The organism is Streptomyces sp. NBC_01808, assembly GCF_035917395.1.
In the GTDB taxonomy this organism is placed as follows: Bacteria; Actinomycetota; Actinomycetes; order Streptomycetales; family Streptomycetaceae; genus Streptomyces.
The window spans coordinates 5,112,348-5,126,957 of record NZ_CP109072.1 but is presented as its reverse complement, the minus strand read 5'-3'; the positions used below and the strand labels follow the sequence as shown (position 1 = coordinate 5,126,957).

At 74.5% G+C, this 14,610-nt stretch carries 9 protein-coding genes; 3 read left to right on the top strand and 6 right to left on the bottom strand.

What is annotated here, in order from left to right:
* Nucleotides 1-18: 18 nt before the first annotated feature.
* The 3 genes from OG946_RS22835 to OG946_RS22825 all read right to left on the bottom strand — a co-directional run bounded on the left by OG946_RS22835 (nucleotide 19) and on the right by OG946_RS22825 (nucleotide 8,042).
* Nucleotides 19-3,744, bottom strand: coding sequence for a protein kinase (locus tag OG946_RS22835; RefSeq protein WP_326797877.1), 3,726 nt, complete (start codon nucleotides 3,742-3,744; stop codon nucleotides 19-21).
* Between the two features lie 137 nt (nucleotides 3,745-3,881).
* On the bottom strand, nucleotides 3,882-6,086 hold the full coding sequence (locus tag OG946_RS22830; protein ID WP_326797876.1) for a serine/threonine-protein kinase: 2,205 nt from the start codon (nucleotides 6,084-6,086) through the stop codon (nucleotides 3,882-3,884).
* A 249-nt stretch (nucleotides 6,087-6,335) separates the two neighbouring features.
* A complete protein-coding gene (locus OG946_RS22825) occupies nucleotides 6,336-8,042 on the bottom strand; it encodes a glycerol-3-phosphate dehydrogenase/oxidase (protein WP_326797875.1) in 1,707 nt (568 codons plus the stop codon).
* Between the two features lie 262 nt (nucleotides 8,043-8,304).
* Between OG946_RS22825 and OG946_RS22820 the strand changes: the two genes are divergently transcribed.
* From OG946_RS22820 to OG946_RS22810, 3 genes are all read left to right on the top strand, one after another.
* Nucleotides 8,305-9,582 carry a nucleotide sugar dehydrogenase gene (locus OG946_RS22820; RefSeq protein WP_326797874.1) on the top strand — a complete coding sequence of 426 codons (1,278 nt, stop codon included), beginning with the start codon at nucleotides 8,305-8,307 and terminating at the stop codon, nucleotides 9,580-9,582.
* 124 nt (nucleotides 9,583-9,706) lie between these two features.
* The gene (locus OG946_RS22815) at nucleotides 9,707-10,159 is read left to right on the top strand and encodes a hypothetical protein (protein ID WP_326797873.1); all 453 of its coding nucleotides are present in this window, start codon (nucleotides 9,707-9,709) and stop codon (nucleotides 10,157-10,159) included.
* Between the two features lie 118 nt (nucleotides 10,160-10,277).
* Nucleotides 10,278-10,799 (top strand): hypothetical protein, encoded by a 522-nt coding sequence (locus tag OG946_RS22810; RefSeq protein WP_326797872.1) that lies wholly within the window; start codon nucleotides 10,278-10,280, stop codon nucleotides 10,797-10,799.
* 99 nt (nucleotides 10,800-10,898) lie between these two features.
* On the opposite strand, the gene OG946_RS22805 is transcribed toward OG946_RS22810, so the two are convergent.
* From OG946_RS22805 to guaB, 3 genes are all read right to left on the bottom strand, one after another.
* Nucleotides 10,899-11,306: a hypothetical protein gene (locus OG946_RS22805; RefSeq protein ID WP_326797871.1), complete on the bottom strand. Its 408-nt coding sequence runs from the start codon at nucleotides 11,304-11,306 to the stop codon at nucleotides 10,899-10,901.
* Between the two features lie 477 nt (nucleotides 11,307-11,783).
* On the bottom strand, nucleotides 11,784-12,899 hold the full coding sequence (locus OG946_RS22800; RefSeq protein WP_125936682.1) for a GuaB3 family IMP dehydrogenase-related protein: 1,116 nt from the start codon (nucleotides 12,897-12,899) through the stop codon (nucleotides 11,784-11,786).
* 53 nt (nucleotides 12,900-12,952) lie between these two features.
* Nucleotides 12,953-14,458: an IMP dehydrogenase gene (gene guaB / locus OG946_RS22795; RefSeq protein ID WP_326797870.1), complete on the bottom strand. Its 1,506-nt coding sequence runs from the start codon at nucleotides 14,456-14,458 to the stop codon at nucleotides 12,953-12,955.
* Between the last annotated feature and the right edge of the window lie 152 nt (nucleotides 14,459-14,610).

The following is a 14,610-nucleotide window of genomic DNA, read 5'->3' as shown; positions in this document are numbered from 1 at the left end:
AGAGGGCCCGCCGCCCCCTCACCCCGTGGGCTGGTAGCTCTCCGCCGCGATCCGGTGGAACCGCTCCACCTCGTCGTTCTTCCCGTCCGGGCCGATCAGCAGCACCACGTGGTAGCTGTCGTCCCAGATCATCGCCAGGTTGCGCGCGTGCACCTGCCGTCCGCTGCCGTCGGTCCAGTCGAACTCGCCCTCCGCCATGACCCGCTGCCCGACCTCGATCCGCCGCAGCCCGTCGGCCTGCGCCCACGCGGAGTCGCGGTACTCGTCCAGCTCCGGCTCGCTCTGCTGCTGGTACGCCATCGGGTCGCTGCCGAACTCGCCGACCCCGTCGCGGCCGGGGACGACGAGGAGTTCGTAGTCCCCGCCGACGTAGCTGACCTGGCCGTCGCTCCCGGCGGTGCGCTGCCAGTCGTCGCGGACGGCGACCTCGAAACCCGCCGGGTCCTCGCGGAGCACGAAGCCGTCGGGCAGTTCGGAACCCGCGCCGCTGCCCTGCCCGCCGTCCTTCGGCTTGTCGGGGGCGTCCCCGGACTCCTTGGGCTGCCCGCGTTCCCCGGCTTCGTTCGTGTCGTCGGAGTCCGAGGGCGGTGCCGCCGACTCCCCCGGCTCGTCGCCGCGGCCCGCGCCGACGGCGCTGCGCTGGTCGCGGCCCGCCTCGTCGGCCCCGGGCATGAACATCGCCGCGTACGCGATGGCGCCCGCCATGGCGACGAAGATCAGCGCGATGAGCGTACGGCCCAGGCTGCGCGGCCCGCGCGGGCCGCGCCGCGCCCGGCGTTTGTGCCGCCGCCGCACCGGCACCGGCGACTTGCTGGCGCGCCGCCTGCGCATCAGCTCGCCGCGCCTGCGCAGTATCGGCAGCCGCCGCGGATCGCCGCCGCGGCCGGTGCCGTGCTGCGGCACGGTGACCGTACGGCTGCCGATGCCGGGCTCGGGCGCGGTCCGGATCAGGGACCGCAGCCAGCCGCGCAGTTCCTCGAAGTCCGGCCGCTCCGTGGGGTCCTGGCGCAGCAGCGACTCCACGACGGGGCGCAGGGCCCCGCACTCCTCCGCGTGCGCGGGGGGCTCGGCGCAGACGAGCTGCACCAGCTCGGCGACGTCCTCCTCGGGGTACGCGGAGTGCCCCTGGACGGCGCGGAAGAGCAGCGCGCCGAGCGCCCACAGGTCGGCGGCGGGGCCGACGGGGGGCGCGAGCTGCCAGTGCTCGTGGATGGGCCCGGCCTGCTCGGGCGCCCAGCGCTCGGTGACGGCGCCGACGACCTGCATCCGCGTCTGCCGCGCGCGCTCGGCGGCGAGCCGGGTGCTGGGCCCGGGGTAGCGGGTGGCCCCGCCGGTCTCGGGTCCCGGCATCTCGTCGCGCGCCGCGGGCACGGCCTGTGCGCCGACGGGCACGGCGATGGACGCCCCGGGGCGCACCCCCGGCAGGCTGCCGCCGTAGGAGGCGCCGCCGGGGAGGGACTGCTGCTCGGGCTCGGCGAACTCGGCGGGCCTGGCGCCGGGGTTGCCGTAGGCACCGGGACCGCGACCGCCGGGCTGCGCGGCGCCGGGATGAGCCCCGGGGGCGCCGGGCGCGTGGCCCGGCCCCGGCCCGCGGGATGCAGCGGGTCTGCCGGGCTCAGGAGATCCACCGGCTGTGCCCGGGGCTCCGTAGGCGGAACCGGAGTGGTCGTAGGAACCGGACCCGACGCCGCCGCGGGTCCCGGGGGCACCCGTACCTCGATACGGACCGGGCGCACCGCCCGGCGGCGCACCGCCGGGTGCCCCGCTGCCACCGCGCGGCGCCGCACCACCGGCCGGGCCGGGACCGTACGAGCCTGGGGTACCGGTCGCGTCGGTAGCGCCGGGCGCACGACCGGGCCCGGGTACGCCAGGCGCACCGCCGGAACCGGGGGCGCCGTGCGGAACAGGGCCGCCCGCGTGGGGCGCCGGGGCGCCGGGGGCCCGGTACGGGCCGGGCGGGGGCGCGGTGCCGTAGGGGTCCGCGGTGCCGTACTCGTCGTAGCCGTCGTAGCCGTCGTAGCCGTCGTAGCCGTCGTAGCCGTCGTCGCCCGCGTCGTGCGGCAGGTCGTCCCAGGGGGCGCCGGTATCCGGTGAACCGGCGGTCTGCGGGGCCGGGTTGGCGGCACCGCCCTGTGCGGGCTGGCTCCCGCCGATGTCGATGCGGTCGCTGTACGCCGGACCCGCCCCCGCGCCGGGAGGCCGGCCGGCCTCGGGCGTACGCGCCGCCTGCCCCGGCACGACCGGACGTCTCGCATCACCGGCGCCGTCGGCGAGCCGCGCCTCGGCGGCCCGCGTACCGGCCTGGTACGCGGCCATCACCCCGGCCCGCGCCGCAGGCACATCTCCGCCACCGGCGGGGGCGGAGCGACCGTGCAACTGCCCCTCCGGCTGGGCCGGATCGGCACTGCGAGGCCCTTGCCCCCCGGCCGCCCGCCCAGCAGCACCACCGGGCTGCCCGCCGGGATGGCCGCCTTGCGGCCCACTCCCGTACGGCTGTTGGACCGGTCCACCGCCCGGCGCCCCGGGACCCTGCCCAGGGGCTCCGGAAGGGCCGCCGCCCGGCTGCCCACCCGGCGCACCCTGCGCGGCGCCGCCCTGCGGGCCACCCGCGTACGGCCGTTGGGCCGGGCCGCCGCGCTCGCCGCCCGCCGCACCCGCTGCCGGGCCGCCCTGTTGCCACGCGCCGAACGGCCAGCCCTCCGCCGCGGCTTCGCCGGTGCCCGCTCCGGTAGCCGAGCCGCCCTGCGCGCCCCAGCCCGGTGCGCGGCCTTCGCGGCCGTCGCCGCCCCGCGGCTCGCCCTCCGCCGGATCGGGTCCGCCGCCCGCCCCGTACGGAGCCGAGCGCCATACCTCGTCGTCCTCGTCGTACGGCGGCGTGCCGTACGGGCCCGCGCCGCCGCGCGCCTCCGCGCCGTCGCCGTACGGTCCCCCGCGGTCGTCCCACCCCGGCGGTAAGACACCGCCCTCCGGCTGGCCGACCGCTCCCCGCGGAGCGCCGGGCGCGCCCTGGGCCGGCAGGAACCCCGTTGCCGGGTCCGGGAGTTGCGGCAGGCCCGGCGCCTCGCCGGGACCCGGTTCCGGTCCCGCCCCCGGGTCCGCGGTGACGCCGGGGCGGGGCCCCGGGCTGCCCGACGGGCGCGGGGGTTCGCCACGCCCCGGCGGCGGGGGCAGCGGATCGTAGCCGCACAGCGCCTCTTCCGCCGCGCCCGACGCCAGGCCCGTCAGGACCACCCGGCCGTCGTCGCAGACGAGCACCGTGCGCGTCGTGATGTTCCGGTGCGTCCAGCCGTGCGCGTGCAGAGCGCGCAGCGCCGTGAGGATGTCCGCCGCGACCTCCGCCCCGCGGTAGGGGCTCAACGGCCGCTCCTCCAGCAGCCCTTCGAGCGTCCGCGCGGGCACCAGCTCGCTGACGATCCAGAGGCTGCCGCCCTCCTCGAAGACGTCGAAGACCTGCGCCAGCCGGGGGTGGTCCGGTATGGCCGCCGCCGCGCGGGCCGCGTCCATCGCGCGCTGCACCACCGCGCTCGCCGCGCTCCGGCCCGCCCCGTCGCCGTACCCGGAGGGATCCGCGCCGCCGCCGTCCTCCAGCAGCTCGGCCTCGACGATCTCCGGCAGCGGCACCTGTCCGATGAGGACGTCCTGCCCGCTGTACGTGTCGAAGGCGCGCGTGTGGATGGGTTCGGCGTCGACGGCAGCCGGTAGCCGGTAACGGTCGGCGAGCACTCGGCCCGCGTAGTCGTCCACGAACGCCTCCCCACAACCGCGCAATGAGCCTGAGACCGGGCCAAATGCGGTCGGTATTCAGCCTGGTCCGGATGCGTACGGTCCGCGAGACATCACGATACGTGCTCGACGGGTGGTCTGTGCCCCGCTCGCGCGGGTTAGTCGACCGGCTTGAAGGTTTCGAACGCCGTGTCGCGCAGCTCGCGGCACTCCGCGCCGTCCCACTCGCTTTCCGGACAACTGATCATTATCGCGTAGCCGTGGCTGTCGTCCACGGCGAACCCGCGGTCCAGGACCCTGATCCGCCGGCCGTCCTGCACGCGGCTGAACTGCCAGTCCGCGACCGTGGGATACCCGCGCCACTCGATCTCCTTCATCGAGATCTTGCGGTAGCCGGAGCTGGAGGAACTCACGGCGCCCTCTATCTCCTGCCAGTTCGACAGCGCGCCGCCCTCGGTGTTGTTGGGCTGGGACGTGAAGTCGATCTGTACGCGCGGGAAGGAGGACGATCCGCTGAGGATCGCGCCGCCGCCGCCCGGCGAGGTGCCGGTGCGCTTCCAGCCGTCGGGGAGGGCCACGGAGAACTTGAACTCCGGCTCCTTGAGCGTCGCGTAGCCGTCGGGTGCGCCCGCGGAGTCCTTCCCGGAGCCGGATCCGGAGCCCTCGTCGCCCTTGTCCTCGTTCTTCCCGGACCCCGGGCCCGAGGAGTCGTCGTCCTCGTCGCCCGCGGCGCCGTCGTCGTCCTGCTGCCGCTTGTCCTCCTGGGCGTCGTTCTTGCCGGTGCCGCCCTGGTCCTTGTCCTGCTTCCCTTCCTTGCCGTCCTGCGTGCCCGCGCCCGCGCTCTGCCCGCCGTCGTTGCCGGACGTGCCCGAGTCGGAGTCGCCGCCGCCCAGCGCCACGGCGAGCACCGTGCCGAGGATCGCCAGCGCCACCACAGCGGCGATGACCGCCAGCGTGCGCCGGGGCAGCGCCGCCACCCGCGCGGCGAGTTCACCGGCGCCCGCCCGCGCCCGGGCAGCCGGCGGTGCCGCGCCCGTGGCCGTCGTACGGGCGGCGGGGCCCTCGGCGCCGTACGCACCGGCCCCCGGGCCTCCGTCCCCGGCCGACCCCGACCCGGCGGTACCCGCGCCCGAAGTCCCGGCGGCCGCCCCGGACCGCGGCGGCGGCGCGGGCCGATCGGGCGTACCGGTCCCGGCGTCGGGGCGCGGCGGTGTCTGCGGCATCCCGGGCGCCGTCTGCGGCGGGGCCGGCGCGTCGGCCGGAGCCGCCGCCTCCGCCGCCGCGGCGGAACCCGTACCGGCAGCGGCGGCACCGGCGCCCAACGCGCCCGCGGCCGCGCCCGTCCCGGCCCGTCCCGGCGTACGCCGGCTCCCCTGCGTCCCCGAAGCCTGTCTGCGCGCCGCCTTCTTCCGCTCCGTCTTCCGCCGCGCCGGCGCCGCGGCGCCCGCCCCACCGCCCGCGTCCGGCACCACCGGCAGCGGCACCATCGTCGTCGGCGCCGTCGCCGAGGGCTCGCCCGGCGCGTCCTCAGGCGCGTCGACGACGGCGCGCAGCAGCGCCCGCGCGCCCGCGTCGTCGAGCCGCTCGTCGGGGTCCTTGCGCAGCAGTCCGTAGATGGCGTCTTCCAGCGGACCGGCGTTCTTGGGCGGGTCGATGGGCTTGGTCATCACCGCGGTCAGGGTGGCGATGGCCGACCCCAGGTCGTACGGAGGATGCCCCTCCACCGCCGCGTACAGCAGCCCGCCGAGCGACCACAGGTCGGCCGGGGGGCCCGGCTTCTGCCCGCGGGCGCGCTCGGGCGAGATGTACGACGGGGCGCCGACGAGCATCCCCGTCGTCGTGATGGACGGGTCGCCCTCGACCTGCGCGATGCCGAAGTCGCTGAGCACGACGCGGCCGTCGTCGGAGATGAGCACGTTCGACGGCTTCACGTCGCGGTGCAGGATGCCCTCGCGGTGGGCCGAGCGCAGCACGTCGAGCACGGCGAGGCCGACCTCGGCGGCGCGCCGCGGGGTCAGCGGGCCGTCGTCGCGGGTGAGATCGGAGAGCGAGCGGCCCTCGATCAGCTCCATGACGATCCAGGGGCGGTCGTCCTCGTCCACCACGTCGTAGACAGTGACCGCGCCGGTGTTCCTGATGCGGGCGATCGCCTTGGCCTCGCGGAGCGTTCGCGTGACGAGGCGGCGCTTCTCGTCCTCTTCCACACTGGTGGGCAGCCGCAGCTCCTTGACCGCCACCGCACGGCCCAGTACTTCGTCCGTGGCACGCCAGACGGTGCCCATGCCACCGCGGCCGAGCACCTCCCCGAGCCGATAGCGGCCGGCCAGCAGCCGACCCGTCGCGCCGTCCCCTTCGCGCCCCATCGATCCCCTCAGCGATTCACCCCGGCAGGACCTCCATTGTGTCTTATCGCACGGACACCCCTGAGCGCCGGGCGAGGTTTGCCACGATCGATCTCCCGCCTCCCGCGGCCCGATCTGCGGCGTTGTCGCCGCCCAAGTCCCGTGCCGCGGTTGCTTACATGCACCTACAACCGACATGCCGCCACCGCGGCGCCAGCCCTCCGCCGGACCCGCGGGAGCACCGGAGCGCGCACCCCCGCGGGGGCAGAATCACAACGGCACGATCTCCGGCGCGCCCAGCCGCGCCGCGTCCGCGGTCTGGTCGTCCGGCTGCCGCTGCGACTCGCGCTCCGCCTCGACCCGCTTGTCGTAGTGCGCCACCTCGCGCTCGACCTGGTCGCCGTCCCAGCCGAGCACCGGCGCCATCAGCGCGGCGACTTCGGCGGCACACTGCGTACCGCGGTCGAAGGTCTCGATGGAGATCCGGGTACGCCGCGTCAGCACGTCGTCGAGGTGGCGCGCGCCCTCGTGGGAGGCCGCGTACACGATCTCCGCGCGCAGATAGTCGTCCGCGCCCGTGAGCGGCATGCCGAGCGACGGGTCCTTCTCGATCAGCTCCAGCACCTCCTCCGACAGCGCCCCGTACCGGTTCAGCAGGTGCTCCACCCGCGCGACGTGCACCCCCGTACGCGCCGCCGTGCGCGCCCGCGCGTTCCACAGCGCCTGGTACCCCTCCGCGCCCAGCAGCCGCACGTCCTCCGTGACGCACGGCCCGACGCGCTGGTCCAGCCCGTGCACGGCCTCGTCGACGGCGTCCTGGGCCATCACGCGGTACGTCGTGTACTTGCCGCCTGCGACGACGACGAGCCCGGGCACCGGGTGCGCCACGGTGTGCTCGCGCGACAGCTTGCTGGTCGCGTCGGACTCGCCGGCGAGCAGCGGCCGCAGACCCGCGTAGACGCCCTCGACGTCGTCCCTCGTCAGCGGCACCGCGAGCACGGCGTTGACGTGCTCCAGCAGGTAGTCGATGTCGGCGGAGGAGGCCGCCGGGTGGGCCTTGTCGAGGTCCCAGTCGGTGTCCGTGGTGCCGATGATCCAGTGCCGGCCCCACGGGATGACGAACAGCACGCTCTTCTCGGTGCGCAGGATGAGGCCGGAGGTGGAGTGGATGCGGTCCTTCGGTACGACGAGGTGGATGCCCTTCGACGCCCGCACGTGGAACTGCCCGCGCTCGCCGACCATCGCCTGCGTCTCGTCCGTCCACACCCCGGTGGCGTTGACGACCTGCCGCGCCCGTACCTCGAACTCCCCGCCCTGCTCCAGGTCGTGCACCCGCGCGCCCACGACGCGCTCGCCCTCGCGCAGGAAGCCCAAGACCCGCGCGCGGTTGGCGACCTGCGCCCCGTACTGCGCGGCGGTGCGCACGAGCGTGGCGACGTAGCGGGCGTCGTCGACCTGTGCGTCGTAGTACTGCAGCGCGCCCACGAGCGCGTCCTTCCGCAGACACGGCGCGACGCGCAGGGCGTGCGAGCGGGAGAGGTGGCGGTGCGCGGGCATGCCGCGGCCGTGTTCGCGGGAGACGGACATGGCGTCGTACAGCAGCACGCCGGAGCCCGCGTACGCCCGCTCCCAGGCGCGGTGCTTGAGGGGGTAGAGGAACGGCACCGGCTTGACGAGGTGCGGTGCCAGGCGCTCGGTGAGCAGCCCGCGCTCCTTCAGCGCCTCGCGGACGAGGGCGAAGTCCAGCATCTCCAGATAGCGCAGCCCGCCGTGGATGAGCTTGCTCGACCGGCTCGACGTGCCCGACGCCCAGTCCCGCGCCTCGACCAGCCCGGTGGCCAGGCCGCGGGTCGCCGCGTCCAGCGCGGTGCCCGCGCCGACCACACCGGCGCCGACGACCAGCAGGTCCAGCTCGCGCTCGGCCATCTGTGCGAGGGCCGCGCCGCGCTCGGCCGGCCCCAGTACCGCTGTCTTCACGGATGCCTCCCGTCCTGTCGCCCCGTTGCGGCAGTCCACGTGCCCACGTCCGATTCTGTCCGCACCCGCGCCGTACAGCCACCGTGCGTCGACCTTTGCGGCACAGCGCAGGCGCCGTACGGCGGTCGCGGGCCGCCGCGCCACGGGCGCCGCAAAGCACCCAATACTGAATAACAGTCATATATGCCCGTAGCCTGACAAGAGCCTCTGCTCATCCCGGGCCCGGCACCCGGGGCCCTCCGGGAAGGAACGTCCCCCAGACATGCCCGCAGACGTCGCCGTCATCGGACTCGGCCACCACGGCCTGCCGCTCGCCCAGGCCGCGGCGGCGGCCGGCTTCTCCGTCGTCGGATACGACCCCGATCCGCGCGCCGTCGACGCCCTCGCCGCCGGCCGGCCGCCGGTCGGCGGCTCGCTGACGGCCGCCGAGGTACGCAGGCTCCTGACCACCGGGTTCCGCGCCTCCGCGGACCCGGCCGACCTCACCGGCGTCCGTACCGCCGTCATCTGCGTGCCCACCCCGCTCGCCGAGGACGGCGCGCTCGACCTCGGCCCGGTCGCCGACGCGGCGCGCGAACTGGCGCGGCACCTCAAGCCCCGCACCACCGTGCTGCTGGAGTCCGCCGCCTACCCGGGGAGCACCGAGGACCTCCTGCGGCCCCTCCTCCAGCAGGGCTCCGGGCTGCGCGCCGGGCGCGACTTCCACCTCGCCTACTCCCCCGGCCCCCTCGACCCCGCAGAACCCGCCTCCGCGCCGAAGGTCGTCGGCGGGCTGACCCCGGGGTGCACGGAGGCGGCGGTGGCGTTCTACGGGCGGTTCGCGGAGCGGGTCGTACGGGCCAGGGGACCGCGCGAGGCGGAGACGGTGCGGCTGCTGGAGGGCAACGTACGGCACGTGAACTCCGCCCTCGTCAACGAGCTGACGTGGTTCTGCCACGACCGGGGCATCGACCTGTGGGACGTCGTCCGCTGCGCCGAGACCCGCCCCTTCGGCACCGCCCACAGCTTCCGCCCGGGCCCCGGCGTCGGCGGCCACGGGGTGCCCGTCGACCCGGGCCGCGTCCCCGTCCGCGTACCGCATCCGGGCGGCAGGACCGCGCCCGGCTTCGACCACCCGCTGCGGATGGTCGATCTCGCCCGCGAGGTGAACGGCCGGATGCCGCGGTACGTCGTCCAGCGCTGCGCCCAGCTCCTCAACGAGCACGGCAAGTCCGCCCGCGGCGCCCGCGTGCTGCTCCTCGGCGTCACGTACGACCCGGACGTCGCCGACCTGGAGCGCACCCCGGCGACCGACGTCGCGGCGCGGCTGACGGAGCTGGGTGCACGGGTGGGGTTCCACGACCCGTACGTCACGGCGTGGCAGGTGCTGGGCCGGCCGGTGCCGCGGACGGGGTCGGTGTACGACGCGGCGGCGGACGCGGACCTGACGGTGCTGCTGCAGCCGCACCGGACGTACGACCTCCAGGCGCTGGCGGTGAAGGCGCAGCTCCTCCTGGACACCCGGGGGGCGACGCCACCGGGAGCGGCACACCGGCTGTGAGCGGCGAGCGGCCGGGCGGCGAGCGGCAAGGCGTGCGGCAAGGGGCGTAACACCCCGCGGATCACCCGTCCCCCAGGGTGCCGGAACCGGAGGTGCCCCGCCGGAACTGCTACCGTTCGGCCGTATGGGTGATGCGGTGATGACGACGGCCGGCGGCCGCCCCCGGCTGCTGCAGGCGCTCGCCGTCGGCGCCGCCGCCACCGTGGCGGGAGCGCTGGTCCTGGGCGTGACGCAGGGCCTGGTGGGCGAACGCGGCCTGGAGCTCGGCTACTGGGCGCTGGCCCTCGGCCTCCTCGTCGGCGCCGCCGTGGGCCGCGCGGGCGCGGAGACCCGCGGCTCGGCGTTCCTGGCGATCCCCGTGGCGCTCGCCGGCGTCTTCCTCACCCAACTCGTGGCGACGGCCGTACACCTCGGCACGGCGGACGTGGGCGCGGCGTTCGACTTCTGGCAGAGCGATGTGCTGGGGAAGAACGACATGACGTTCTGCCTCGTGGCCGCGGCGGAAGCGTTCCTGGTCAGCCAGCGAGTGTCCGAAGTTCGAAACAGCATGTCGCAGTCGCGTCACGACTCCCCTTAAGGGCTTGTTGTCGGGCACCGCTCAACTGCTAGCGTGCCGCGGGTTGTCCCACTGACCGCGCCCACCACACCAACTGTCCCCGGGCACGGCAGACCCATCACTCCGGGGGGAAATACCCATGTCCCAGCCTTACCAGCAGCAACCAGGCCCAGGCGCTCCGGGCCAGCAGCCGTACGGCGCCCAGCCGCCCTACGCGCAGCCGCCGGCCGCCTCCGGCAACACGGGCCTCGCCGTGGGCGTCGGCATCGTCGCGATGATCGTCGGCGCCGTCATCTACGCCGCCATCATGCGGGCGTCCGGGGGAGACGCCGGCGAGTACACGCTGTACGCCTACCCCGCCGCCGCGGCCGGCATCCTCGTCGGCCTCGCGTTCGGCAAGCTCGGCGGCCGGAACCCGGCGCTGCCCTTCGTCGCCATCGTCCTCGGCATCCTCGGCGCCATCATGGGCCAGTTCCTCGGCTACGCGCTGCTGATCAACCACTGGACGGACGGCCAGATCGGCATCGCGACGGCGTTCACCGACGAGTTCGACGTGCTGAAGGAAGCCTTCAAGGAGGACTTCGACGCACTGGTGGCCGCGATGTACGCGGTCGGCGGCGCCGCCGGCTTCGCCCTGACGAAGCGCCTCGGCAATAGCTGAGGCAGCCGCAGACGGCCAACGACGCAGGGCCGGGACCGCGACGAACGCGGCCCCGGCCCTGCGTCGTTGCGCCGCAGGACCGGCGGCGCTGCGGTGCCGTCAGGCGGGCGGCAGGGCGGTGCCCAGCCGGCCGTGCAGCAGCAGGTAGAAGACGTACAGCGACTCCCGGCCGCCCTTGCCGCGGTCGTAGCGACGGAGGGCGCGGCCGAGGGGGTTCCACACCCGCCCGTCCGGCATCCGTACGCCGACGGGCTGCTCGAAGTAGTCGCGCTGCCGGTCGTCGAGGTCCACCCAACTCCCGCCCCCGGCCCGGACCATGACCTCCCCGACGTACGCCCCGACCCCGCGCAGCGCCTGCGCCACCGCCCGCTCGTCGGCCCCCTGCCCGGCGCGGATCCCGGCGACGATCCGGTCCGCGACGCGCAGGCTCTCCACGGAGTAGTCCAACGGCAACCGCCGCGCCCCCCGCAACCACTCGGCCACCACCCCCTCCACGAACCGGCTCATCCCGGCCGCTTCGGGTAACACATCGCTCGCACGCCCCATGGGAATCCCCTCCACGCTCGTCGGTGGCGACCTTCACCTGAACAGCGCCGGAACCCCGATGAAACGTCACACCTCCGAGGGGTGACACTTCCCACACGAGGGGTCACCACCCAGGTCTGGACAAACCCCCGGCCTGCCAGCTCCGGCAATCAGCAAGGCGGCGCCGACCAGCGGGACTTCGAGAATTCCACGGATAAGTCCGGCTTGACGCGAATGTCCATGAGCTTGCGGTCGTCCGGCATCGGGCGTTAATCATGCGGGCACCCCCGATCGACCGCCGTCGCCGAGGAGTTCGGCGATGCGTGGGAGTCGGGTACGGGCCGAGCGTACGAGGGCGGAGAGACCCGGGCCGCCGGGAGGCGGTTCGTGAGCGCACCCCCTGGCCCCGCGGGACTGCCCTCCCGCCGGGGCCGGGGTGGTGCTCCCCTCACAGACGGGTCAGCGGGAGGCGGCCACCGTGACCTCGACGCGCTGGAACTCCTTCAGCTCCGAGTAGCCCGTCGTCGCCATCGCCCGGCGCAGCGCGCCGAAGAAGTTCATCGATCCGTCCGGCGTGTGCGACGGGCCCAGCAGGACTTCCTCCGTCGTGCCCACCGTGCCCAGGTCCATCACCTTCCCCCGCGGCACGTCCTCGTGGACCGCCTCCATCCCCCAGTGGTGCCCCCGCCCCGGCGCGTCCGTCGCGCGGGCCAGCGGCGAGCCCATCATCACCGCGTCCGCCCCGCACGCCACCGCCTTCGGCAGGTCGCCGGACCAGCCGACGCCGCCGTCCGCGATCACGTGCACGTAGCGGCCGCCGGACTCGTCCATGTAGTCCCGGCGCGCCGCGGCGACATCGGCCACCGCCGTCGCCATCGGCACCTGGATGCCCAGCACGTTGCGCGTCGTGTGCGCCGCGCCGCCGCCGAAGCCGACGAGCACGCCCGCCGCGCCCGTACGCATCAGGTGCAGCGCCGCCGTGTACGTCGCGCAGCCGCCGACGATGACCGGCACGTCCAGCTCGTAGATGAACTGCTTGAGGTTCAGCGGCTCCGCCGCCGACGAGACGTGCTCCGCGGAGACCGTCGTGCCGCGGATGACGAAGATGTCCACCCCCGCGTCCACGACCGCCTTGGAGAACTGCGCCGTACGCTGCGGCGACAGCGCCGCCGCCGTGACCACGCCCGACTCGCGGACCTCCGCGAGCCGCCGGCCGATCAGCTCCTCCTTGATCGGCTCGTCGTAGATCTCCTGCATCCGCCGCGTCGCGTCGCGCTCGTCCAGCCCGGCGATCTCGGCGAGCAGCGGTTCCGGGTTCTCGTAACGGGTCCACAGCCCTTCGAGGTTGAGCACCCCGAGGCCGCCGAAGCGGCCGATCCTTATGGCCGCCTCCGGCGAGACGACGGAGTCCATCGGGGCGGCGAGGAAGGGCAGCTCGAAGCGGTAGGCGTCGATCTGCCAGGCGATCGAGACCTCCTTCGGGTCCCGGGTGCGCCGACTCGGCACGATGGCGATGTCGTCGAACGCGTACGCCTTGCGCCCGCGCTTGCCCCGGCCGATCTCGATCTCAGTCACGGATGCTGCCCTTTCCAGACGGTTGCCGCCCCAGTATCCCCCGGCCGGTCCGGTCAGGCCTTGCGGGAGTAGTTCGGGGCCTCGGTCGTCATCTGGATGTCGTGCGGGTGGCTCTCCTTCAGGCCCGCGGAGGTGATGCGGACGAACCGGCCGCGGTCCTTCATCTCCGGGACGGTGCGCCCGCCGACGTAGAACATCGACTGCTTCAGCCCGCCGATGAGCTGGTGCACGACGGAGGCGAGGGGGCCGCGGTACGGGACCTGGCCCTCGATGCCCTCGGCGATGAGCTGGTCGTCGCTCTTGACCTCGTCCTGGAAGTAGCGGTCCTTGGAGTACGACTTGTTGCCGCCGCGCGACTGCATCGCGCCCAGCGAGCCCATCCCGCGGTACGACTTGAACTGCTTGCCGTTGATGAACAGCAGCTCGCCCGGCGACTCCTCGCAGCCCGCCAGCAGGCTGCCGAGCATCACCGTGTCCGCGCCGGCGACCAGCGCCTTGGCGATGTCGCCGCTGTACTGCAGGCCGCCGTCGCCGATGACCGGCACGCCGGCGTCCCGGGCCGCCTGCGCGGCCTCGTAGATCGCGGTGACCTGCGGGACGCCGACGCCGGCGACCACGCGGGTCGTACAGATGGAGCCGGGGCCCACGCCGACCTTGATGCCGTCGACGCCCGCGTCGACGAGCGCCTGGGCGGCGTCGCGGGTGGCGACGTTGCCGGCGACGACGTCGACCGCCGCGTTCGACTTGATCTTCGCGGCCATGTCGGCGACGAGCCGCGAATGGCCGTGCGCGGTGTCCACGACGATGAAGTCGGCGCCCGCCTCCACCAGCGCCTGCGCGCGGTCGTACGCGTCGCCCGCGACACCGACGGCGGCGCCGACGATCAGTCTGCCCTCCCCGTCCTTGGCGGCGTTCGGGTACTTCTCGGCCTTGACGAAGTCCTTGACCGTGATGAGGCCCTTGAGCACGTCCCGGTCGTCGACCAGCGGCAGCTTCTCGATCTTGTGCCGGCGCAGCAGCTCCATGGCCTCCGCACCGGAGATCCCGACCCGGCCGGTGACCAGCGGCATCGGCGTCATGATCGACCGCACCTCGACGCTGCGGTCGGGCTCGAAGGCCATGTCGCGGTTGGTGACGATGCCGACGAGCCGGCCGCCCTCGTCGGTCACCGGCACCCCGCTGATCCGGAACCGGCCGCAGAGCGCGTCCGCCTCGGCGAGCGTCGCGTCGGGCCGGATGGTGATCGGGTCGGCGACCATGCCGGACTCGGAGCGCTTGACCTGGTCGACCTTCTTGGCCTGGTCCTCGATGGAGAGGTTGCGGTGCAGTACGCCGACGCCGCCCTGGCGGGCCATGGCGATGGCCATCCGGGACTCGGTGACCCGGTCCATGGCGGCGGAGAGGAGCGGAATGTTCACCTTGACGTTCCGCGACACATGGCTGGCGGTGTCGATCTCGCCCGGGGCCATGTCGGCGGCGCCGGGCAGCAGCAGCACGTCGTCGAAGGTGAGTCCGATGGTGGCGAACTTGTCAGGGACGTCGGCGGCGCGCTCTGTCATGACACCCTTCCGGTGGGTCTTGCCCGATGGGACTGACCATGGTAACGGCGCGCCGGAGAGTCACGTAACGGGGCTGGTGGCCGGTGCACGAAGGGACGAAGTCCGGAGCCCGCGGGACCTTCGGACCGGCGTCGCGACCCGCTCCCCGTACG

Excerpts from the sequence above, each read along its gene's own strand:
- guaB (WP_326797870.1), bottom strand. The coding sequence starts at position 14,458 with ATGACAGAGCGCGCCGCCGACGTCCCTGACAAGTTCGCCACCATCGGA.
- OG946_RS22810 (WP_326797872.1), top strand. The coding sequence starts at position 10,278 with ATGTCCCAGCCTTACCAGCAGCAACCAGGCCCAGGCGCTCCGGGCCAG.
- OG946_RS22805 (WP_326797871.1), bottom strand. The coding sequence starts at position 11,306 with ATGAGCCGGTTCGTGGAGGGGGTGGTGGCCGAGTGGTTGCGGGGGGCG.
- OG946_RS22820 (WP_326797874.1), top strand. The coding sequence starts at position 8,305 with ATGCCCGCAGACGTCGCCGTCATCGGACTCGGCCACCACGGCCTGCCG.
- OG946_RS22815 (WP_326797873.1), top strand. The coding sequence starts at position 9,707 with ATGGGTGATGCGGTGATGACGACGGCCGGCGGCCGCCCCCGGCTGCTG.
- OG946_RS22830 (WP_326797876.1), bottom strand. The coding sequence starts at position 6,086 with ATGGGGCGCGAAGGGGACGGCGCGACGGGTCGGCTGCTGGCCGGCCGC.